Annotated in this window: 21 protein-coding genes; 6 read left to right on the forward strand and 15 right to left on the reverse strand. The window is 67.4% G+C overall.

Annotated elements, in window-relative coordinates; genetic code table 11:
* Positions 1 to 40 precede the first annotated feature (40 nt).
* Genes FQS62_RS03665 through FQS62_RS03675 form a run of 3 tightly spaced genes read right to left on the reverse strand, consistent with a single transcriptional unit; the run spans position 41 to position 2136 of the window.
* Positions 41 to 979: a histone deacetylase family protein gene (locus FQS62_RS03665; protein WP_049446378.1), complete on the reverse strand. Its 939-nt coding sequence runs from the start codon at positions 977 to 979 to the stop codon at positions 41 to 43.
* Between the two features lie 9 nt (positions 980 to 988).
* On the reverse strand, positions 989 to 1543 hold the full coding sequence (locus FQS62_RS03670; protein WP_208043362.1) for a cob(I)yrinic acid a,c-diamide adenosyltransferase: 555 nt from the start codon (positions 1541 to 1543) through the stop codon (positions 989 to 991).
* Between the two features lie 8 nt (positions 1544 to 1551).
* Complete coding sequence (locus FQS62_RS03675) at positions 1552 to 2136, reverse strand: hypothetical protein (RefSeq protein WP_049446374.1); 585 nt, start codon at positions 2134 to 2136, stop codon at positions 1552 to 1554.
* A 107-nt stretch (positions 2137 to 2243) separates the two neighbouring features.
* On the opposite strand from FQS62_RS03675, the gene ubiH reads away from it, so the two are divergent.
* Positions 2244 to 3452 (forward strand): 2-octaprenyl-6-methoxyphenyl hydroxylase, encoded by a 1209-nt coding sequence (gene ubiH / locus FQS62_RS03680; protein WP_208043361.1) that lies wholly within the window; start codon positions 2244 to 2246, stop codon positions 3450 to 3452.
* The gene (locus FQS62_RS03685; RefSeq protein ID WP_208043360.1) at positions 3449 to 4630 is read left to right on the forward strand and encodes a UbiH/UbiF family hydroxylase; all 1182 of its coding nucleotides are present in this window, start codon (positions 3449 to 3451) and stop codon (positions 4628 to 4630) included. Before ubiH ends, FQS62_RS03685 begins: the two co-directional genes overlap by 4 nt.
* A gap of 68 nt (positions 4631 to 4698) precedes the next feature.
* Here FQS62_RS03685 and FQS62_RS03690 read toward each other — a convergent pair whose 3' ends face one another.
* From FQS62_RS03690 to FQS62_RS03715, 6 genes are all read right to left on the reverse strand, one after another.
* Positions 4699 to 5094, reverse strand: coding sequence for an EF-hand domain-containing protein (locus FQS62_RS03690; protein WP_049444221.1), 396 nt, complete (start codon positions 5092 to 5094; stop codon positions 4699 to 4701).
* Positions 5095 to 5142: 48 nt separating this feature from the next.
* Positions 5143 to 6210: a 23S rRNA (cytidine(2498)-2'-O)-methyltransferase RlmM gene (rlmM, locus tag FQS62_RS03695; protein ID WP_005408149.1), complete on the reverse strand. Its 1068-nt coding sequence runs from the start codon at positions 6208 to 6210 to the stop codon at positions 5143 to 5145.
* Positions 6194 to 6754, reverse strand: coding sequence for a nucleoside deaminase (locus FQS62_RS03700; protein WP_004154307.1), 561 nt, complete (start codon positions 6752 to 6754; stop codon positions 6194 to 6196). Before FQS62_RS03700 ends, rlmM begins: the two co-directional genes overlap by 17 nt.
* 98 nt (positions 6755 to 6852) lie before the next feature.
* A complete protein-coding gene (locus FQS62_RS03705) occupies positions 6853 to 7575 on the reverse strand; it encodes a DUF6348 family protein (protein ID WP_088479744.1) in 723 nt (240 codons plus the stop codon).
* Between the two features lie 50 nt (positions 7576 to 7625).
* Positions 7626 to 8279: a hypothetical protein gene (locus tag FQS62_RS03710; RefSeq protein WP_057502040.1), complete on the reverse strand. Its 654-nt coding sequence runs from the start codon at positions 8277 to 8279 to the stop codon at positions 7626 to 7628.
* A 43-nt stretch (positions 8280 to 8322) separates the two neighbouring features.
* Positions 8323 to 10071 carry a glutamine--tRNA ligase/YqeY domain fusion protein gene (locus FQS62_RS03715; protein ID WP_226053550.1) on the reverse strand — a complete coding sequence of 583 codons (1749 nt, stop codon included), beginning with the start codon at positions 10069 to 10071 and terminating at the stop codon, positions 8323 to 8325.
* Positions 10072 to 10330: 259 nt separating this feature from the next.
* Here FQS62_RS03715 and FQS62_RS03720 point away from each other — a divergent pair, with 259 nt between their 5' ends.
* Both FQS62_RS03720 and msrA read left to right on the forward strand, forming a co-directional pair.
* On the forward strand, positions 10331 to 10594 hold the full coding sequence (locus tag FQS62_RS03720; protein ID WP_049444214.1) for a putative signal transducing protein: 264 nt from the start codon (positions 10331 to 10333) through the stop codon (positions 10592 to 10594).
* A gap of 30 nt (positions 10595 to 10624) precedes the next feature.
* Entirely contained in the window at positions 10625 to 11290 is a 666-nt protein-coding gene (msrA, locus tag FQS62_RS03725; RefSeq protein WP_032968772.1) for a peptide-methionine (S)-S-oxide reductase MsrA, read from the forward strand.
* Positions 11291 to 11818: 528 nt separating this feature from the next.
* On the opposite strand, the gene FQS62_RS03730 is transcribed toward msrA, so the two are convergent.
* From FQS62_RS03730 to ahpC, 5 genes are all read right to left on the reverse strand, one after another.
* The gene (locus FQS62_RS03730) at positions 11819 to 12775 is read right to left on the reverse strand and encodes a transaldolase (protein ID WP_208044170.1); all 957 of its coding nucleotides are present in this window, start codon (positions 12773 to 12775) and stop codon (positions 11819 to 11821) included.
* A gap of 50 nt (positions 12776 to 12825) precedes the next feature.
* Positions 12826 to 13230 (reverse strand): nucleoside diphosphate kinase regulator, encoded by a 405-nt coding sequence (gene rnk, locus FQS62_RS03735; RefSeq protein WP_057499605.1) that lies wholly within the window; start codon positions 13228 to 13230, stop codon positions 12826 to 12828.
* Positions 13231 to 13353: 123 nt separating this feature from the next.
* A complete protein-coding gene (locus tag FQS62_RS03740) occupies positions 13354 to 14316 on the reverse strand; it encodes a LysR substrate-binding domain-containing protein (protein WP_049447316.1) in 963 nt (320 codons plus the stop codon).
* Positions 14317 to 14401: 85 nt separating this feature from the next.
* A complete protein-coding gene (gene ahpF, locus FQS62_RS03745; protein ID WP_208044171.1) occupies positions 14402 to 15994 on the reverse strand; it encodes an alkyl hydroperoxide reductase subunit F in 1593 nt (530 codons plus the stop codon).
* Positions 15995 to 16217: 223 nt separating this feature from the next.
* Entirely contained in the window at positions 16218 to 16781 is a 564-nt protein-coding gene (gene ahpC / locus FQS62_RS03750; RefSeq protein WP_019337037.1) for an alkyl hydroperoxide reductase subunit C, read from the reverse strand.
* A gap of 343 nt (positions 16782 to 17124) precedes the next feature.
* Between ahpC and prmC the strand changes: the two genes are divergently transcribed.
* Together prmC and pip are read left to right on the forward strand one after the other, a co-directional pair.
* Entirely contained in the window at positions 17125 to 17982 is an 858-nt protein-coding gene (gene prmC, locus FQS62_RS03755) for a peptide chain release factor N(5)-glutamine methyltransferase (protein ID WP_208044172.1), read from the forward strand.
* A 48-nt stretch (positions 17983 to 18030) separates the two neighbouring features.
* Positions 18031 to 18972 carry a prolyl aminopeptidase gene (pip, locus tag FQS62_RS03760; protein WP_049447322.1) on the forward strand — a complete coding sequence of 314 codons (942 nt, stop codon included), beginning with the start codon at positions 18031 to 18033 and terminating at the stop codon, positions 18970 to 18972.
* Between the two features lie 72 nt (positions 18973 to 19044).
* Here pip and FQS62_RS03765 read toward each other — a convergent pair whose 3' ends face one another.
* A complete protein-coding gene (locus FQS62_RS03765) occupies positions 19045 to 19929 on the reverse strand; it encodes a LysR family transcriptional regulator (protein WP_057499618.1) in 885 nt (294 codons plus the stop codon).
* Positions 19930 to 19959 lie beyond the last annotated feature (30 nt).

The following is a 19959-nucleotide window of genomic DNA, read 5'->3' on the forward strand; positions in this document are numbered from 1 at the left end:
ATAGGGGCAATGAAGGACGCCGGAGCCTGCCGGTTCGGGTTCATCCGGCGGCGGCGCTGGACGCCGGTGACATCAGGGCCTGGACGTGGGCTACGCTGCACTCTGCAAGGGCCTGCAGGTCGTAGCCACCTTCCAGCATCGACACGACCCGGCCGGCCGCGTGACGACGCGCCAGCGCGTGCAGTTCACGGGTGATCCAGGCGAAATCGTCGGTCTCCAGCATCAGGTCCGCCTGCGGATCACGCAGGTGGGCGTCGAAGCCGGCCGAGATCAGCAGCAGCTGCGGGCGGAAGTCGTCGATGGCCGGCAGCATCTCGTCGGCCCAGACGTTGCGGAAGCGGAAGCCGCCGCTGCCCGGCGGCAACAGGATGTTCATCAGGTTGCCGGCACCGCGGTCGCGGCGCAGGCCGGAATTGGGAAACAGCCCGGCCTGGTGGGTGCTGTAGTACGAGACCCGGGCATCGTGCTGGAAGATGTCCTGGGTGCCGTTGCCGTGGTGCACGTCGAAATCGACCACCGCGATCCGCTCCAGGCCATGGCGGTCGCGGGCATAGGCGGCGGCGATGGCGATGTTGTTCAACAGGCAGAAGCCCATCGCCGTGCTGCTGGTGGCGTGGTGGCCCGGCGGGCGCACCGCGCAGAAGGCCAGAGGGTCCTCGCCCAGCATCACCGCATCGACTGCGGCCACACCGGCACCGGCGGCGTGCACGGCGGCGCTGGCCGAACCCGGCGAGGTCCAGGTGTCCATGTCCAGCTGGCGCAGCGGCGCGGTCTGCGGCTGCAGCACGAAGTCGAGCAGGGCGCTGTCGTGGACCCGGGTCAGTTCGCCGAACTTGGCTGGCGGCGCCTCGCGCCATTCGAGCTGCCCAGGGAAGGCTGCATGCAGCGCATCGAGTACGTACTGCAGACGTTGCGGGCACTCGGGATGGCCGGGACCGGGGTCATGCAGCAGGCAGGACGGGTGGGTATAGACCAGCATCGTGCCGACTCAGCGCTGGCGCTGCTGTGGTTGCCACAGCGCTTCGCCCTGGCCATCGGCGCGGGCCAGTACCCGGGCCAGTACGAACAACAGGTCCGACAGCCGGTTCAGGTACTGCAGCGCCTCGCTGCGCACGGCTTCGTGGCGGGCCAGGGTGACCGTTTCGCGCTCGGCGCGGCGGACGATGGTGCGGGCCAGATGGCAGCGCGCGGCGGCTTCGCCGCCGGCCGGCAGGATGAATTCCTTCAGCATCGGCAGGTCGGCGTTGTAATGGTCCAGCTGCTGTTCCAAGGCCGAGACATCGGCGGCGTGGATCGCGGCGTGGCCGGGGATGCACAGTTCGGCGCCCAGGTCGAACAGCTGGTGCTGCAGATGCACCACCAGCGCGCGCACATCCTCGGGCAGGGGCACGGCCAGCAGCAGGCCGAGCGCGGCATTGGCCTCGTCGACGGTGCCGTAGGACGCCACCCGGGCGTTATCCTTGGCCACGCGCTGGCCGTCACCGAGGCCGGTACTGCCGTCGTCGCCGGTGCGGGTGTAGATGCGCGAGAGGCGATGACCCATGTCGCGGCTCAGTGGCGGATGTCGCGGCGGGCCTGCTGGAGCTTCAACACCTGCTCCACGGCCAGCTGCAGGGCGGCGGCCAGCGCCACGTAGATCGCCGTGGTGCGCAGGTAGGGGCCGAACCACTGCGCGTAGTTCTGTGCCCAGCCGGCCAGGGTCGGCTCGGCCACGTTGCGGCTGGTCCAGTAGAAGCCGCCCTGTGCCAGCAGGTGGCAGACCGCCACCGAGGCGACCAGCAGCAGCGCGCCCTTGGCCAGTACCGGCCAGCGCGCGCTCTGGTAATTGCGGCCCAGCAGCATGCCGCCGGCCCACAGCGAGAAATAGGCCGGCAGCAGCAGCCAATAGCCCGGGGAGATGCAGTAGTGCTGCCAGAAATCCAGGCCGCTGCTGCGGATCACGATCCAGTCCACCAGCACCGCGAACACCATCAGCAGCGGGAACGCCCAGCGCGTCCAGCGGGCCAGGTAGAAGCCACCGATGAAGAACACGGCCCAGGAGGCATCGGGGATCGCCGCGAAGTGATTGACCCGGGTCGCCGCCAGCAGCAGTACGAGCACGGACAGGACGAAGGCGCGGTTGGCGGTGTCGGACATGGTGGGGGCCCGGAGCGGATTCAGCTTTCATTCTAGCCCGCCGCGCAGGTTGGCGCAGGTGCCGCTCGTTCGGCGTACAGTCGGGGCGAGCGCGTATCATGAACACCATGAGTGAACGACATGACGTGCTGATCGTCGGTGGTGGCCTGGTCGGTGCCAGCCTGGCCATCGCCCTGGACCGGCTGGGCCGCGACGTGGGCCTGCTCGAGGCGAGCCCGGCCGGTGAGCTGCCTGCGGTGTTCGATCAACGCAATCTCAGTTTCGCCGCTGCTACCGTCAATGCGCTGACCGCGCTGGGGGTGATGCAGAAACTGGCGATGGCGCCGGGCCCGATCCGGCGCATCCATGTCAGCCGTGCCGGCGATTTCGGCCGTGTGCAGCTCGAAGCGGCCGATTACGACCGGCCGTGGTTCGGCCAGGTGGTGGTCGCGCGCGATTTCGGCCAGGCGCTGGAAGCGCGCCTGCAGGAGCTGCCGCGCCTGCGCCGTTACCGGCCGATGCGATTCGTGGGCCTGGGCGACGTGGTCGATGGCTACCGCCAGGTACGGGTGGCTGACGAGGCCGGCGAACGCGTGCTGCTGGCACGCCTGGTGGTCGGGGCCGATGGCACCACCAGCGGCGTGCGTGGCGCGCTGGGCATCGAGGTCGACCGCCATGATTTCCAGCAGACCCTGTTCGTGGCCCGCGTGCGCAGCCAGCGCGCGCCGGACGGCGCGGCCTGGGAGCGGTTCACAGATACCGGCCCGACTGCCCTGCTACCGCGTGGCGATCGTCACTTCGGCACCGTGCACGGCGTAGCGCGCGACCAGGCCGATGCGGTGATGGCGCTGGACGAAGCGGCCTGGCTGCAACGCCTGCAGAACGCGATCGGCTGGCGTGCCGGTCGCCTGCTCGAATCCGGCCCACGCAGTGCTTACCCGCTCATCCAGGTACTGGCGCGGGCGCTGGCCGGTGAGCGCACGGTGCTGCTGGGCAATGCCGCGCAGACCATTCACCCGTTGGGTGCGCAGGGCTTCAACCTGGGCCTGCGCGACGCGCTGACCCTGGCCGAACTGCTGGAGGATGCGCATGAGGATGCCGGCAGTGATGCACTGCTGCAGGCCTACGTCGCGCGCCGCGAGGAAGACCGCCGGCAGACGGTGGCGTTCTCCGGAGGCCTGGCGCGGCTGACCAGCAACCCGGCGCCGCTGATGCGGCCGTTGCGCAGTCTCGGCCTGGTGGCCGCACAGCGCGCCTCGGTGCAGTCGATGCTGGTCGGTGGCGCGATGGGCTTCCGTGGCGACGTGCCGCGCTTGTGCCGCGGGGAAGCCGCATGAGCCGGCGCATGCGCCTTGATGTGGCCATCGTTGGTGGCGGCGTGGTCGGTGCCGCCTGCGCGCTGGCGGTGGCCGACGCCGGCCTGTCGGTTGCGCTGGTGGAAGGCCGTGAGCCGGCACCGTGGCAGGCCGCACAGCCGGACCTGCGCGTGTTCGCCTTCGCCGCTGACAACGTACAACTGTTGAACCGCTTGGGCGTGTGGCCGGCAATCGCCCAGGCCCGCGCCTGGCCCTACCGGCGCATGCAGGTGTGGGATGCCGCCGGTGGCGAAGATCTTCTGTTCGACGCCGATCGCTTCGGCCGTCGTGAGCTGGGCTATATCGTCGAGAACGGCCTGCTGCAGGATCGCCTGTGGGCGGCGTTGCCGGCGGCGGGCGTGCAGCTGCACTGCCCGGCACGGGTGGAAGCGCTGGAACAGGATGAAGACGGCGTGCGCCTGCGCCTGGATGACGGTCGCCGCCTGGAAGCGGCGTTGGCGGTGGCCGCCGACGGTGCCGAGTCGACCCTGCGCCAGCTGGCCGGGATCGAGGTTGAAAAGCATGACTACCACCAGCGTGGCGTGGTGGCCTACGTGGACAGCGATCTTCCCAACCAGGCCACCGCCTGGCAGCGTTTCCTGCCGAGCGGGCCGCTGGCGCTGCTGCCTGTGGCCGAGCGCCGCAGCTCGATCGTCTGGACCCTGCCCGAGGATGAGGCGGCACGTGTGCTGGCCTTGGACGAAGATGCGTTCAACCGCGAACTGACCCGTGCTTTCGCGGCGCGGCTGGGTGAGCTGCGTCTGGCATCACCGCGCGCAGCCTTCCCGCTGCGCCGCCAGCTGGCACGTCACTACGTGGCCGGCCGCGTGCTGGCATTGGGTGATGCCGCGCATGTGGTGCATCCGCTGGCCGGGCAGGGAGTGAACCTGGGCCTGCGCGATGTGGCCGCCCTGCAGCAGTGGCTGGCGCCATCGGCCGAGCGCCGTGGCCAGCCGCGGCTGTCGCCACAGCGCCTGCAGCGCTGGGCGCGCGAACGGCGTAGCGACAACCACATCGCCGCCTACAGCTTCGATGCGATCAACCGCCTGTTCTCCAACGACGAAATGCACCTGACCCTGGCCCGTGGCCGCGCGCTGGGCTGTGTCGGCAAGTGGCCGCCGCTGGTGCAGGCGTTCTGGAAGCGCGCCGCCGGCGTCTAACGCAAAAAAGGGACGGAGGGGATTAAGTCGTATGTGCACATACGACTTAATCCCCTCCGTCCCTTTTTTCAGTCAACCAGCCAACCGGCCAGGTCGGCACGATCCAGCTTGCCGCGACGCTTCACGTCCAACGCATTGAACTCATCGGCCAGCGCCGGGTTGGCCTGTGCTTCCTCGCGGCTGATGAAACCATCGCCGTTCACATCCAGCGCGGCGAAGTGGATGCGGTACTGGCCGACCACGCTGCTCGGTTCCAGCGAACGCACGGTTACCTGTGCCTCGCCGGCCGGCTGTGCAATCTCGACGCTGCCGCTGACCCGGCCAGCATCCAGCGGTTGCTGGCGGATCGCGCCGCCGGTGGGGCCCAGCGGCTGGCTCTGCGCAGGGGTGTGCGGCAGCTGCTGGGCAATGGCAGGTGTGGCTGCCAGCAAGGTGATCAGCATGGCGAGCGAGTGGTATCGCATGGTTCCCTTCCTCGGTAGCGCCGGGCCCATGCCCGGCGGGCATGTTCCTCAGCGCAGCGGCGAGGCCAATACCGTGATCTCCTCACGGTCGTGATAGAGCTGCTTGGCGCGTACCACCAGCGGCTTGCCGGCCTGGTCCTGGAACAGGTCCAGGCACAAGCGGGTTTCGTCCCAGCGCTTCTTCATCGGCAGCTTCAGATTGAAGATCGCGTGCCTGCACCAGCCTTCGCGGAACCAGGTGGCCATGCGTTCGGCCACGCGGCGCGGCTGCTCGACCATGTCGCAGACCATCCAGTCCAATGGCTGCTCCGGGTGCCAGTGGAAGCCATCGGCGCGAAGGTGCTCGACCAGGCCGGTGTCCAGCACGTGCTGGCGCAGCGGGCCGTTGTCGATGCTCAGCACGTGCATGTGCTGGCGGGTCAGCACCCAGGTCCAGCCGCCCGGTGCGGCACCCAGGTCGGCCGCGCGCATGCCGGGTTTGGCCAGCGCTTCACGCTCCTCCGGCGTCAGCAGGGTCAGCAGGGCTTCGTCCAGCTTCAGCGCCGAACGCGAAGGCGCTTCGGGCAGCAGCTTCAGGCGCGGGATGCCCAGTGCCCACGGCGCGCTGTCGGCCGGGTCGGCCACGCAGACGAAGGCATGGGTGCCGTCGACGAACACCACGTGCAGGCGCGGCAGGCGGTTGTTCGGCTTGTCAGTCAGCTTGCCAGCCTTGCGCAGCGCCGGGCGCAGCGCATTGCCAAAGGCGCGGGCCAACCCGGACAGCGGCTTGCCGGCGTCCGAGTCCGGGTGTTCCACCCACAGGTCGCCGAAGCGCGGCGCATCGGCCAGCACGTCGAGCATCGGGGTAATGCGGTCGGCCGGGTCCAGCTGCGGCAGTTCGGCCAGCACCACCAGCTTCTGCCGCGCGAAGATCAGCTCGCGCCAGCGCAGGCGCGGCGCCAGCGCGGCGGCTTCGTCGCACATGAAAAGCACGTAGCCGTCATTGCGCTGGGTACGCGCATAGCCGGCGAAACCGGCTTCGCCGGCACGGAACTGCAGCTCGCCGGCCAGCTCGGGCTCGAAGCCCTGCCGGCACAGGCACAGCAGGCCGATGCCGGTTTCAGTAACGGGCGCCATCGCTTTCCCCATAGGCACGCAGCACGCTGCGCGCGGCGTCGCGGTTCAGGCCCTGCACCACTTCGATGCCACGCTTGTTGAGTTCACCCACCCAGTCGGCCGGCAGCGGACCTTCATCGAACGGGGTCAGCTCTTCGACGTCGGCCGAGTTGGCACCGATCAGCAGGCGGTCGATACCGGCCCACACGGTGGCGCCGTAGCACTGGCAGCACGGCTGCGAGCTGGTGGCCAGGGTGACCGGCGACAGCACCGCGTTCAGGCGCGGGGTCTGCAGGCGCTGCTGGGCCAGCATGTAAGCCATGTTCTCGGCGTGCGCCAGCGAGGTCGCGTGCGGCATCACCCGGTTCACGCCGGCGGCGATGACCTTGTCATCCGGGCCGAACACCACGGCACCGAACGGACCGCCACTGGCGTGCTCGACGTTCAGCCGCGACAGCTCGATCGCCAGCGCGACCTTGGCCTCATCGCCCGGATATCGACGATCCAGGTCGATCTGGTCGTGGATCCAGGCGGGAAGGGTCAGGTGGACTTGCGCGTACAGCATCGCGGGGGTGCCTCGTAGTGGAATGGAAGAAGGTGCGGTTGCTTGGGAAACCGGCGCGCAGTGTAGCTGCACCGGCCTGTATCGGGTGTGGCGGTGGGTCAGCCCGGCGAGCCGGTGCGGATCACCACGTACTGCTTGCGGAACTCCAGCCCGGCCTGCGGCCAGCTGGCCGCGTAGGTGCGCAGCAGGGGCAGGGCTGCGGCGAAGTCGTGGCCGTTGACCCGGCAATCGGCCTCGCACAGGCCATCGGCATCGCGCGAGGCGAACAGGCGGATGGCGAGGAATTGGCGGGCCTTCAGCAGGTCGTCGAAGGCGTCCATGCTGCGGGTGAACAGGCAGCAGGGGCAGGAGCCATGATCGTCTTCGCTGCAGGTGGAGGCATCCACTTCCTGTGCACGGTAGTGCGCCAACGGCCCCAGCACCACGGTGCGCTCGTGTTCCTCGCCATTGTCACCGGCCGGATAGGTCAGGCCCATCATCGGCAGGCCCTGTGCGTCTTGGGCGCCGATCGCGGTCTGCAGGGTCACCAGGTCCACTCGGGCCCAGGCCTGGAAGCCGGACAACAGCGATGCCTGCTCATCGGCACCATTTGCGTGCTGGTACTCGAACAGGCCATCGGCGAACAACTGCGGATGCTGGCTTTCGATGACGGTGGAGGTCTGCCAACCACCGTTGTCGCGCGCGTGTGCGGCCATTGCATGCGGGGTCAGGCGCAGGCCGCTGTCCAGCAGCAGCGCGTTGCCGTCGACGTGGCTGGCGACGCCCGCGTCCTGCAGGACCTGCTGCAGCAGCGGGAGGAGGGCGGCGGAGGTCGTGGTCATGTCAGGCCTGTGGGTGGATGGGGGGGAACATCCAGGCAGGGCCTGGGGATCTAGCGGTCGAGCGCGTCGAGTTCGGCGCGATATCGCTGCGCGTCGGATTGCTGCTGCGGATCGTTGCCGTGGTCGCGCAGCCAGGTTTCCAGCTCGCGGCGATAGTCCGCGCGGAAATCGGCATTGCCCGGGCTGAAGTGCAGCTTGCGCGCCGCCACCTCCACGCGCTCGCGCGCGCTGGTCCGGGCCTGGGCGACACCATGCGGGGATTCGTTGGTGAGGATGACGAAGTTGCGCGGGAAGCCCGGCGTGTACTTCACCACGAACGGCTGGTCGCGCGCCGGGATGCGGATGGCGTTTTCCAGCGGCCATAGCGAGGCGGTGTTGGTGTGGAACACCACCTCCACGTCGCGGCCCTCGGCGGTACGCAGCACCCCTTCGTACCGCCAGATGTACTGTTCGTTGAGCGTGGAGCTGGTTTGCTCGGCCTTGACGATCACCGCTTCACCACGCTCGCCCACCACGTTGAGGAAGGCGGCATTGAGGAAGTGGCCGAGGAACATGTTGAGCATCGCCAGCGGGAACACCACGATGGCGTAGCCCGGAAAGCGCCGCCACCACGAGACCAGCCCGGCCAGCACCATTGCTGCAAAGAACGTCAGCAGCGGATGCTGCGAGATGAACCAGAACAGGACGGAGAGGGCGGTGATCATTGTCGATGGCGTGCGGGCGCCGTGCTGGCGCCCGCGCAGGTCCTCAGGCCGACCAGGTATCGCGCAGGGTCACGCTGCGGTTGAACACCGGCTTGGCTTCGGTGTGGTCGCGGCGGTCGGCGACGAAGTAGCCGGTACGTTCGAACTGGAACGACTGCTCCGGCGCGGCGCTGGCCGCGGCCGGCTCGACATAGCCGGTGACGGTGCGGCGCGATTCCGGATTGAGGTAATCGCGGTAGGTCTTGCCTTCCGATTCATCATCCGGGTTCGGCACCGAGAACAGGCGGTCGTACAGGCGGATCTCGGCCGGTACGCCATGCACGGCGCTGACCCAGTGGATGGTGCCCTTGACCTTGCGGTTGGCGCCTTCCATGCCCGGACGCGATTCCGGATCCAGCCAGCCGCGCAGCTCGGTGATGGTGCCGTCGGCATCCTTGATCACTTCATCGCAGCGGATGATGCCGGCGCCGCGCAGGCGCACTTCGCCACCCGGCACCAGGCGCTTCCAGCCCTTCGGCGGCACTTCGGCGAAGTCCTCGCGGTCGATCCACACTTCGTGTGCGAACGGCACTTCGCGGCTGCCGAAGCTCTCGTCCTTCGGGTGGTTGCTGAAGGTGAGCTGCTCTTCGTGGCCTTCCGGCAGGTTGGTCAGCACCAGCTTGACCGGATCGATCACCGCCATGCGACGCGGCGCGGCGCTGTCCAGGTCTTCGCGCAGCGCGCCTTCCAGCACGCTGAAGTCGATCAGCGAATTCTGCTTGCTGATGCCCACGCGCTCGGCGAACAGGCGCATCGCCGCCGGGGTATAGCCACGGCGACGCAGGCCCTGCAGAGTCGGCATGCGCGGGTCTTCCCAGCCGTCCACCAGCTGCTCGGTAACCAGCGCCATCAGCTTGCGCTTGCTCATCACCGTGTAGTTGATGTTCAGGCGCGAGAACTCGATCTGGCGCGGCTTGGCCGCTTCGCGCGGCAGGCCGGCGTCGACCAGAGGCTGCGTCAGCGCGTCATCGTGGGCGAAGTCGACGTTGTCCACGCACCAGTCGTACAGCGGGCGATGGTCTTCGAATTCCAGCGTGCACAGCGAGTGGGTGATGCCCTCGATCGAATCGCCCAGTGCATGCGCGAAGTCGTACATCGGGTAGATCGGCCACGCGTTGCCGGTGTTCTGGTGCTCGACGTGCTTGATGCGGTACAGCGCCGGATCGCGCAGGTTGATGTTGCCGCTGGCCATGTCGATCCTGGCGCGCAGGGTGCGCGCGCCATCCGGGAATTCACCGGCGCGCATGCGGCGGAACAGGTCGAGGTTTTCCTCGACGCTGCGGTCGCGCCACGGCGACGGACGGCCCGGCTCGGTCAGGGTGCCGCGGTAGGCACGCACTTCTTCGGCCGACAGGTCGCAGACGTAAGCCTTGCCCTGTTCGATCAGCTTCTCGGCGGCCAAGTAGTAGGTCTGGAAGTAGTCCGAGGCATGGCGCAGCTCGTTCCACTCGAAGCCCAGCCAGCGCACGTCGTCCTGGATCGCGGCCACGTACTCCGGATCTTCCTTGGCCGGATTGGTGTCGTCGAAGCGCAGGTTGCAGACGCCGCTGAACTCACCGGCGATGCCGAAATTCAGGCAGATCGACTTGGCATGACCGATGTGCAGGTAGCCGTTCGGCTCGGGCGGGAAGCGGGTCTTGATCGCCTGGTGCTTTCCGCTGGCCAGGTCCTCGCGCACGATCTGGCGGATGAAATCGCGCTTCTCGTGGCTGTCGGCGGGGGTCTCGGGGCTGGCGGGGGTGTGCTCGGACATGAGTCTGGGGCGAAAAAGGGCAGAAAGACCAACAGTCTAGCGCGTACGGGGCAGGGCTGCCCGGTGGGGTGTGGGGATGCCGGCCAGCGGCCGGCACTTCCCACCCATCTTCCGGCAGCGCCGGCAGCGGGCCGGCGGAATGTGGATCGCCGTGCAATTGGGTAGTGCCGGCCGCTGGCCGGCAGAACGGTCATGCGCCGTCACCACCATCATTCAGCACCCGGGCGTATGCTGGAACCCTCTCCCACGGAGGCGCCGCATGCACATCGTGTACAAGGCCGACAACCTGTTCGACGCTCATCTGGTCAAGCACGCGCTGGAAGATGCCGGCATTCCGGCCTTCGTGTTCGGCGAGTCGTTGCTGGGCGGCATGGGTGAACTGCCGCTGTTCGGTGTGCTGCGGGTCGGTATCCCCGACGCAGCACGCCCGCAGGCTGAGGACATCGTGGCGGGGCTGGACTTGGGCCATGCGCCGGACGCCCCCATTTCAGATGCAGACGACATAGCCGGACTGCCGGCGTAGGAGCGCATCATGTTGGGAATTGGCGAGGGCATCCTCGGCATCGGCGCCTTCAAGCAGCGCCTGCCGCGCCCGGAAGAAGCACTGCCGGGGCGTGACCAGCCGCTGCCGCTGCACAGCAACCAGCACTTCGTGAACAGCCATCCGCTGAAGGACCGCTTCGCCGGCCTGCAGCAGATCCGTTTCGCGCTGGGCTGTTTCTGGGGTGCCGAGCGCAAGTTCTGGACCGAACCGGGCGTGTACAGCACCTCGGTGGGCTATGCCGGCGGCATCACCCCGAATCCGACCTATGAAGAGGTCTGCTCGGGCCTGACCGGCCACACCGAAGTGGTGCAGGTGGTGTTCGACCCGGCGGTGGTGAGCCTGGAGCGGCTGCTGCAGCTGTTCTGGGAAAGCCACGACCCGACCCAGGGCATGCGCCAGGGCAACGACACCGGCACCCAGTACCGCTCGGCGATTCACGCCACCGACGAGGCGCAGTACGCCGCCGCGCTGGCCAGCCGCGAGGCCTACCAGGCGCAGCTGGATGCGGCCGGCTACGGCCCGATCACCACCGAGATCGTGTATCCGGCACCGGCCTACTACTACGCCGAGGACTATCACCAGCAGTACCTGGCGAAGAACCCGAACGGCTACTGCGGCATCGGCGGCACCGGCGTGAGCTGCCCGATCGGGTTGGATGTGGAGGCGCCGCGCTGACGCGCGGTGGTCCGCCTGCGGCGGGCAACGTCAACGGCTGAAAGCCAAAGCCAAAGCGGCTCTGGGTTGCTGCTTGTTGGGTGGGGCGGTGTGGGTTGGCAGGACACGCCGTGAACCCGTCCCTGGGGGCTCGATGGCGCCATCCATGGCGCCAACGGTCCTGCCAACCCACACCGCCCCACCCCCGACAGTTTCCCGGTGACGGTGGGAAAGAGCATTGGGTTACTGACGAACTGATGGAAAACAAAAAGGACGCGGCGTTCGCCGCGTCCTTTTTGTTTGTTTGCTTGTGAGCACGCGCAGCGCGCGACCCGCTGTTGCTTTTCTTTTCTTTCTTCCGTGGCGGGCGGCCACAGGAAACTGTCAGAGGGCGGGCGGGTTGGGTTCGCGGGAGTGTCCGCCGCATGGATGCGGCGGCCAAGCCTCCAGGGACGGATTCACGGCGTCTCCCGCGAACCCAACCCGCCCGGCCAAGCGCGGCTTTTGCTCATAGCCCCCCGCCACGAGGGGCTCAGCCGTTGGCTGGAATCACAGTTCCGAGCGAATGCGCTCGCGCAGCGCCTGCAGATCCTTGGCAAACGCATCGATACCGGTCGCCAGCTTCTCGGTCGCCATCGGATCGGCCGCGAGGTCCGCCGCGAACTTCGCCGCATCGATCGGGGTCACCGCCACGCCATCGGCCACACCGGCCACCAGCTTGCGCGGCAGTTCGCCGTGGTCGGCGTCCAGCTTCTCCAGCAGGTCCGGCGAAATCGTCAGGCGGTCGCAGCCGGCCAGTGCTTCGATCTGCGCGGTCGAACGGAACGAGGCGCCCATCACCACCGTCGGCGAACCGCGACGCTTGAATTCGGCATACACGCCACGCACGAACTTCACGCCCGGGTCTTCGTCGATGCTGGCCGGGGCCTGGCCGTTGGCCACGTACCAGTCCAGGATGCGGCCGACGAACGGCGAGATCAGGAACGCGCCGGCTTCGCTGCAGGCCAGCGCCTGGGTCGGGTTGAAGATCAGGGTCAGGTTGCAGTCGATGCCTTCGGCCTGCAGGATGCGCGCGGCTTCCACGCCTTCCCAGGTCGCGGCGATCTTGATCAGGATCTTCTCGCGCGGCACGCCGGCGTCGGCGTACATCTGGATGAACTGGCGCGCCTTGGCCACGGTGGCAGCGGTGTCGTGGGCCTGGTCGGCATCCACTTCGGTGGACACGCGGCCGGGCACCAGCGTGCTCAGCAGCGCGCCGACGCCGATGGTCAGGCGGTCGGCCACGGCGTGCACCACGGCTTCGCGGTCGCCACCCTGCTGGCGGCCCCAGGCCAGTTCGCGTTCGATCAGCTCGGCGTAGACCGGCAGGTCCAGCGCCTTCTTCACCAGGGTCGGGTTGGTGGTGCAATCCACCGGCTGCAGGCGCTTGATCGCGTCGTAGTCACCGGTATCGGCAACGACCACGGACAGTTCGCGCAGCTGGGACAGTTTGGACGGGGTACTCATTACGGCTCCTGGTGCAGGGGGATCGAATCGCGCGCGGTGCGCAGCGGTAATCAGGGGCGGTCGTTGTGGACCGCGGTCACGCGCAGGCGCAGCTTGCGGCCGCCAGGCGCGTTCCAGTCGATGCTCTGGCCGATGGCCAGGCCCAGCAGGGCGGTGCCGACCGGGGCCAGTACGGAGACCTTGCCTTCATCGACGTTGGCTTCGCGGGGGAAGACCAGGGTCAGGACGTGCTTTTCGCCCGACACTTCATCTTCGCACTCCACGCGCGAATGCATCATGACGATGCCTTCGGGAATCTGGTCCGCTGCCAGCACGGTGGCACGGTTGAGTTCTTCAGCAAGCGCGAGCGCGGCAGGCGTCTGGCTCAGCGCAGGGGATTCGAGCATGGCGTCCAGGCGGTCCATGTCGAAGGTAGAAACGGTGATCGACGGCGGCAGGCCGCTGGCGGTGTTCATGGTGAAGCTCCTTGGTTGAAAGCCATGCAAAAGGCGGCACCTGCTGGCGCCGCCTGTCTGTATTGTGGGGACAAATGCGGCCGGAATCGACTCCTGCCGATTCCAGGCCGGTGCTGCGGGGGTTCAGCCGTTCAGCGCGGGGCCGGGCAGGGCGGCCGTGTCGTCGGCGGCGTTGACCGCCTCCAGGGTGAACAGTGTCTGCGGCAGGCGCTTGAACTGGTCGGCCAGCTCCATCAGGAAATCGTTCATGGCCGAGCTGCGGCGCCAGATCATGGCGATGCGGCGGCTGGGACGGCCCTCGCCGGTGAAGTCGAGCAGGCGGATGTTGTTCGAACGCGGCACCGGCGGCTGCACCGACAGGCTCGGCAGCAGGGTGATGCCGACGTCGGCGGCGACCATCTGCCGCAGGGTTTCCAGGCTGGTGGCGCGGAACTCGGATTTCTCGTTGGCACCGAACAGGCGGCAGACTTCCAGTGCCTGGTCGCGCAGGCAATGCCCGTCTTCCAACAGCAGCAGCTTCTGCGTAGCCAGCTCCTGCACGTCCAGGTGTTCGCGACGGGCCAGCGGGTGGCGTCCGGAAACAGCCAGCAGGAACGGTTCCTCGAACAGGAACTCGGCATGCAGCTGGTCGTCGATCACCGGCAGTGCCAGCAGTGCTGCGTCGAGCTTGCCTTCGCGCAGGCGGTCCAGCAGCACATCGCTCTTTTCCTCGACCAGCAGCAGTTCCAGCTCCGGGAAGCGATCGCGGATGCGCGGGATCACATGCGGCAGCAGGTACGGGCCCAGGGTCGGGAAGATCCCCAGGCGCACCGTACCGGCTTCCGGATCGCGGCTGCGTCGCGCCGCTTCCTTCAGCTGTTCCACTTCGGACACGATCACCCGCGCCCGTGCCGCCGCTTCCTGGCCGGCCGGGGTCAGCATCACCTTGCGCGGTGCGCGTTCCACCAGCGGCAGGCCCAGCTCTTCTTCCAGCTTGCGGATCTGCGTGGACAGCGTGGGCTGGCTGACGAAGCAGGAGGCGGCAGCCCGGCCGAAATGCTTGTGGTCGGCCAGGGCTACCAGGTACTTCAGATCACGTAGGTTCATCCTTACACCCCAGGGATAACGGACCGGCTGACGGCGTGGTTACCCGACAGGCAGACAATGCTCCCGGTGATCTGGGAACGGTGGATCAGGCAGCTTCAGCAACGGCACCGCTGCTGTTGCTTACCGACGAGCGGATCAGGTGGTCGAACGCGCTCAGTGCGGCGGTCGAACCGGCGCCCATGGCGATGATGATCTGCTTGTAGGGTACCGTCGTGCAATCGCCAGCAGCGAACACACCCGGCAGGTTGGTCTGGCCGCGGTCGTCGATGACGATCTCGCCACGCGGCGACAGCGCCACGGTGTCCTTCAGCCACTCGGTGTTGGGCAGCAGGCCGATCTGCACGAAGATGCCTTCCAGCTCGACGCGGTGGGCGTCGCCGCCGACGCGGTCCTTGTAGACCAGGCCGGTGACACGGCTGCCGTCGCCCAGCACTTCGGTGGTCTGCGCGCTGGTCAACACGGTGACGTTGGCCAGGCTGCGCAGCTTCTTCTGCAGCACTTCATCGGCGCGCAGGCTGGAATCGAACTCCAGCAGGGTTACATGCGACACGATGCCGGCCAGATCGATGGCCGCTTCCACGCCGGAGTTGCCGCCGCCGATCACCGCCACGCGCTTGCCCTTGAACAGCGGACCATCGCAATGCGGGCAGTAGGCCACGCCCTTGTTGCGGTACTGGTCTTCGCCCGGCACGTTCATCTGCCGCCAGCGCGCGCCGGTGGACAGGATCACCGAACGCGACTTCAGCACCGCGCCGTTTTCCAGCTGCACCTGCACCAGGCCGTCTTCACCGGCCGGCACCAACGCACTGGCGCGCTGCAGGTTCATGATGTCCACCTCGTACTCGCGCACGTGCTGTTCCAGCGCCGTGGCCAGCTTCGGGCCTTCGGTCTCCTTCACCGAAATGAAGTTCTCGATCGCCATGGTGTCCAGTACCTGGCCACCAAAACGCTCGGCGGCGATGCCGGTGCGGATGCCCTTGCGTGCGGCGTAGATCGCCGCTGCAGCGCCGGCCGGGCCACCGCCCACCACCAGCACGTCGAAGGCGTCCTTGGCGGCGATCTTCTCGGCATCGCGCTTGCTGGCATTGGTATCCAGCTTGGCCACGATCTGTTCGAGGGTCATGCGGCCCTGGTCGAAGACTTCACCGTTGAGGTACACGGTCGGCACCGACATGATCTCGCGCTTCTCGACTTCGTCCTGGAACAGGGCGCCGTCGATGGCCACGTGCTGGATGCGCGGGTTGAGCACCGCGGCCAGGTTCAGCGCCTGCACCACATCCGGGCAATTCTGGCAGGACAGCGAGAAGTAGGTTTCGAACGTGTACTCGCCTTCCAGGTTCTGCACCTGCTCGATCAGCTCGGCGGTGGCCTTGGACGGATGACCGCCCACCTGCAGCAGCGCCAGCACCAGCGAGGTGAACTCATGGCCCATCGGCAGGCCGGCGAAGGTGAGATGGATGTCCTGGCCCGGTGTGCCCAGGTCGAAGGACGGCACGCGGCCCTGGCCATCGCGCAGGACTTGCAGCGTGATCTTGTCCGACAGGCTTTCCAGGGTCCGCAGCAGGTCCAGCATTTCCTGCGACTTGGCGCCGTCGTCGGCGTGCGCGGTGATCTGGATCGGGCGGGTCACGCGCTCCAGATAGGTCTTCAGCTGCGACTGCAGGTTGGCGTCCAACATCGGGTCATCTCCTGGCTTCAGGCAAACAGGGGGCGTGGCACCGCTGTAGAAGGTAGCGGACCAGCAGGGGGTAGGGGTGAACCCAAGATAGCGACCGTGGAAGGGGCTGGCTGGCCAAGGCGGGCGAGCGTTGGCTGTCTTGGGTTCACCCCACGCCGGCGGGGGACCGGCACGGGGATGAAAGGCGCGCCGTGGCGTGGGGCCACGGCAGGCCGGTACTGCGTTAGATCTTGCCGACCAGGTCCAGCGACGGGGTCAGGGTCTTCTCGCCTTCCTTCCACTTGGCCGGGCAGACCTGGTTCGGGTTGGCGGCGGTGAACTGGGCAGCCTTCAGCTTGCGCAGGGTCTCGGCGACGTCACGGGCGATCTCGTTGGAGTGGATCTCCAGGGTCTTGATCACGCCTTCCGGGTTGATGATGAAGGTGCCGCGCAGGGCCAGGCCTTCTTCTTCAATGTGCACACCAAAGGCACGGGTCAGCTTGTGGGTCGGGTCGCCGACCAGCGGGAACTGGGCCTTGCCGACGGCCGGCGAGGTTTCGTGCCACACCTTGTGCGAGAAGTGGGTATCGGTGGTGACGATGTAGACCTCGGCGCCGGCCTTCTTGAACTCGGCGTAATGGTCAGCCGCGTCTTCGATCTCGGTCGGGCAGTTGAAGGTGAAGGCGGCCGGCATGAAGATCAGGACGGACCACTGGCCCTTCAGGCTGGCGTCGGAAACCTTGATGAACTCGCCATTGTGGTAAGCGTTGGCTTCGAACGGCTGGATCTGGGTATTGATCAGGGACATCGTTTTTCCTCTGGTGAAGGGGAGTGGGTGAATCGACAGGAGCTAGGTTACCGATTCGCTCGCGATAAGAACAATCCATTGATTGCATCTATTTGATAGATGTAGTCTATCGTAATGCCATGAGCCGGCACTGAACCTTGCCGTGCCCACCCTGCAACTGGCTGTGTGACAAGGAAAATCTTGCGGGGCCGCTGAATGGGGCCGATAGCCCCTCCTTATTCCGTTCGCCAGAACCTGAACGGATCTCGGCTTTTGTAGCGTCGAGCTTGCTCGACGGCTTTTCCGGACCCGCCCGTCATCTCAATCAAAAGCAGTCGAGCAAGCTCGACTCTACAATTGCGGCATGTCTTTCCAAACCGAACCCACCCTGCGCCAGATCGTGGCCGATGCCAGCGCCCGCCTGGGCGGCAGCGAGGCCCGCCACGAGGCGGAACTGCTGCTGCTGCACGTACTGGACCGCCCGCGCAGTTGGTTGTTCGCGCACGCCACCGATTCGTTGGCCGCCAATGACCAGGCCGCCTTCGAGGCGTTGCTGGCCCGCCGCGTGGCCGGTGAGCCGGTGGCCTACCTGACCGGCCGCCGCGGATTCTGGACGCTCGACCTGGAGGTCGACCCGGCCACGCTGATCCCGCGTCCGGAAACCGAGCTGCTGGTCGAACTGGCGCTGGAGCGACTGCCGCCTGGCCGCGCGCTGCAGCTGGCCGACCTGGGCACCGGCAGCGGTGCGATCGCACTGGCACTGGCCAGCGAACGGCCGCAGGCGCAGGTGCTGGCCACCGATGCCAGCCCAGGCGCGTTGACCGTGGCTGCGCGAAACGCGGCCCGCCATGAACTGCGCAACGTCCGCTTCGCCGAGGGCGGGCACGACTGGTATGCGCCGCTGCAGGGTGCCCGCTTCGACCTGATTGCCAGCAACCCGCCGTATATCGCCAGCGACGACCCGCATCTGGAACAGGGTGACCTGCGCTTCGAGCCGGCCACCGCACTGGCCTCGGGTCCGGATGGCCTGGATGACATCCGCCGCATCATCGGCGGTGGTCAGGCCCACCTGCTGCCCGGCGGCTGGCTGCTGATCGAGCATGGTTGGGACCAGGGCGAGGCGATCCGCGCGCTGTTCGACGCAGCGGGTTTTGCCGAGGTGCAGACCATGCAGGATCTGGAGCAGCGCGACCGCATCACCCTGGGCCGGCGTCCGGCCTAGAATGGAGGTTCTCCTGCCCCGGCAGGGCATCACCCTGGAGCTGCAAGCATGCGTACGCTGTACCCCGCCATCACCCCCTACGACGTCGGCACCCTGAAGGTCGACGACCGCCACACGCTGTACTTCGAACAGTGCGGCAATCCGGACGGCAAGCCGGTGGTGATGCTGCACGGTGGCCCGGGCGGCGGCTGCAGCGACAAGATGCGCCAGTTCCACGACCCGTCCAAGTACCGCATCATCCTGTTCGACCAGCGCGGTGCTGGGCGTTCCACCCCGCACGCCGACCTGGTGGACAACACGACCTGGGACCTCGTTGCCGATATCGAGAAGCTGCGCGAGCACCTGAAGGTCGATCGCTGGCAGGTGTTCGGCGGCAGCTGGGGTTCGACCCTGGCGCTGGCCTACGCCGAAACCCACCCGCAGCGCGTGACCGAACTGGTCCTGCGCGGCATCTTCATGCTGCGTCGCTGGGAGCTGGAATGGTTCTACCAGGAAGGCGCCAACCGCCTGTTCCCGGATGCGTGGGAGCATTACCTGAAGCCGATTCCGTCGGTGGAGCGTCATGACCTGATCTCCGCCTTCCACCGCCGCCTGACCAGCGACGACGAAACCACCCGCCTGGAAGCGGCCAAGGCGTGGGCGGTGTGGGAAGGTGCGACCAGCTTCCTGCATGTCGATGACGACTTCATCAACAGCCACGAAGACCCGCATTTCGCGCTGGCGTTCGCCCGCATCGAGAACCACTACTTCGTCAACGGCGGCTTCTTCGAGGTGGAAGACCAGCTGCTGCGTGACGCGCACCGCATCGCCGATATTCCCGGCGTGATCGTGCACGGCCGCTACGACGTGGTCTGCCCGTTGGCCAACGCCTGGGACCTGACCAAGGTGTGGTCGAAGGCAAAGCTGGAAATCACCCCGGCTTCAGGCCATTCGGCGTTCGAAGCCGAGAACGTGGACGCGCTGGTGCGCGCCACCGATAGCTTCGCCTGATCGGTAGTGCCGGCCGCTGGCCAGCAAACCTGAGACGGTTGGATTCCTGCAGACGCCGGCCAGCGGCCGGCGCTACCAATCCCCGGCCAGCAACGCGTCGGCCAGCACCTGGAGCTTTGGCGAATGCTGGCGCGACGGCGGGTAGATCAACGACAGTTCGCGGCTGCGGCCCTCGAACGGCTGCAGCACGCGCTGCAGGCGGCCGTCGGCCAGCGCATCGGCCACCGCAAAATCCATCACCTGCACGATGCCGATACCGGCGATGGCCGCTTCCACCAGCGGATCGCCGCTGTCGAACACCATCCGCGTCGGTGGCGTGACCTCGCGCAGTTGCCCGTCCTGCAGGAACTGCCAGTCCACCAGCCGGCCACTGCGCAGGTTGCGCACCGCCAGGCACGCGTGATCCTGCAGCGCGGCCACATCGTCCGGTGCGCCACAGCGGGCCAGATAGGCGGGGCTGGCCACCGTCACCCAGCGCAGCGGCCGCAAGGGCCGCGCGACGATGCGCTGGTCGGCGATGACGCCGGTGCGCAGCGCGGCATCGAAACCTTCTTCAACCAGATCGACCAGGCGGTCGCTGAGCACGGCTTCCACCTGCAGCTGCGGATGCTGTTGCAGCAACGGCGCCAGCATCGGCACCAGCACCTTGCGCCCGAACATCGACGGCGCACTGATCTTCAACGTGCCCGACGGCGTGCACGGGCGGTCGGCCAGTTGCCGCTCGGCATCGTCCAGGCCGGCCAGCAGGGGGGCCACCTGTTCCACGAACTGGCGGCCATCCGGGGTCAGCGCCACGTTGCGGGTGTTCCGCTGCAGCAGCTTCACCCCCAGCGTGGCCTCCAGCCGGCCGATCGCGCGGGACAGGCCGGACTGGCTCAGGCCGAGCTGGCCGGCGGCCACCGTGAAGCTGCGTGCTTCGGCGACCTGCACCAGCATGCGCACCGCATTGAGGTCCATCGAGGCTGCATTCATGCTGAAAATCATGAC

This window comes from Stenotrophomonas sp. SBJS02 (assembly GCF_020428325.2).
In the GTDB taxonomy this organism is placed as follows: domain Bacteria; phylum Pseudomonadota; class Gammaproteobacteria; order Xanthomonadales; family Xanthomonadaceae; genus Stenotrophomonas; species Stenotrophomonas africana.

Bases quoted from the DNA above. Each gene is read 5' to 3' on its own strand.
- FQS62_RS03665 (WP_049446378.1), bottom strand. From the start codon at position 979: ATGCTGGTCTATACCCACCCGTCCTGCCTGCTGCATGACCCCGGTCCC.
- FQS62_RS03670 (WP_208043362.1), bottom strand. From the start codon at position 1,543: ATGGGTCATCGCCTCTCGCGCATCTACACCCGCACCGGCGACGACGGC.
- FQS62_RS03675 (WP_049446374.1), bottom strand. From the start codon at position 2,136: ATGTCCGACACCGCCAACCGCGCCTTCGTCCTGTCCGTGCTCGTACTG.
- ubiH (WP_208043361.1), top strand. From the start codon at position 2,244: ATGAGTGAACGACATGACGTGCTGATCGTCGGTGGTGGCCTGGTCGGT.
- FQS62_RS03685 (WP_208043360.1), top strand. From the start codon at position 3,449: ATGAGCCGGCGCATGCGCCTTGATGTGGCCATCGTTGGTGGCGGCGTG.
- FQS62_RS03690 (WP_049444221.1), bottom strand. From the start codon at position 5,094: ATGCGATACCACTCGCTCGCCATGCTGATCACCTTGCTGGCAGCCACA.
- rlmM (WP_005408149.1), bottom strand. From the start codon at position 6,210: ATGGCGCCCGTTACTGAAACCGGCATCGGCCTGCTGTGCCTGTGCCGG.
- FQS62_RS03700 (WP_004154307.1), bottom strand. From the start codon at position 6,754: ATGCTGTACGCGCAAGTCCACCTGACCCTTCCCGCCTGGATCCACGAC.
- FQS62_RS03705 (WP_088479744.1), bottom strand. From the start codon at position 7,575: ATGACCACGACCTCCGCCGCCCTCCTCCCGCTGCTGCAGCAGGTCCTG.
- FQS62_RS03710 (WP_057502040.1), bottom strand. From the start codon at position 8,279: ATGATCACCGCCCTCTCCGTCCTGTTCTGGTTCATCTCGCAGCATCCG.
- FQS62_RS03715 (WP_226053550.1), bottom strand. From the start codon at position 10,071: ATGTCCGAGCACACCCCCGCCAGCCCCGAGACCCCCGCCGACAGCCAC.
- FQS62_RS03720 (WP_049444214.1), top strand. From the start codon at position 10,331: ATGCACATCGTGTACAAGGCCGACAACCTGTTCGACGCTCATCTGGTC.
- FQS62_RS03730 (WP_208044170.1), bottom strand. From the start codon at position 12,775: ATGAGTACCCCGTCCAAACTGTCCCAGCTGCGCGAACTGTCCGTGGTC.
- rnk (WP_057499605.1), bottom strand. From the start codon at position 13,230: ATGAACACCGCCAGCGGCCTGCCGCCGTCGATCACCGTTTCTACCTTC.
- FQS62_RS03740 (WP_049447316.1), bottom strand. From the start codon at position 14,316: ATGAACCTACGTGATCTGAAGTACCTGGTAGCCCTGGCCGACCACAAG.
- ahpF (WP_208044171.1), bottom strand. From the start codon at position 15,994: ATGTTGGACGCCAACCTGCAGTCGCAGCTGAAGACCTATCTGGAGCGC.
- ahpC (WP_019337037.1), bottom strand. From the start codon at position 16,781: ATGTCCCTGATCAATACCCAGATCCAGCCGTTCGAAGCCAACGCTTAC.
- prmC (WP_208044172.1), top strand. From the start codon at position 17,125: ATGTCTTTCCAAACCGAACCCACCCTGCGCCAGATCGTGGCCGATGCC.
- pip (WP_049447322.1), top strand. From the start codon at position 18,031: ATGCGTACGCTGTACCCCGCCATCACCCCCTACGACGTCGGCACCCTG.
- FQS62_RS03765 (WP_057499618.1), bottom strand. From the start codon at position 19,929: ATGGACCTCAATGCGGTGCGCATGCTGGTGCAGGTCGCCGAAGCACGC.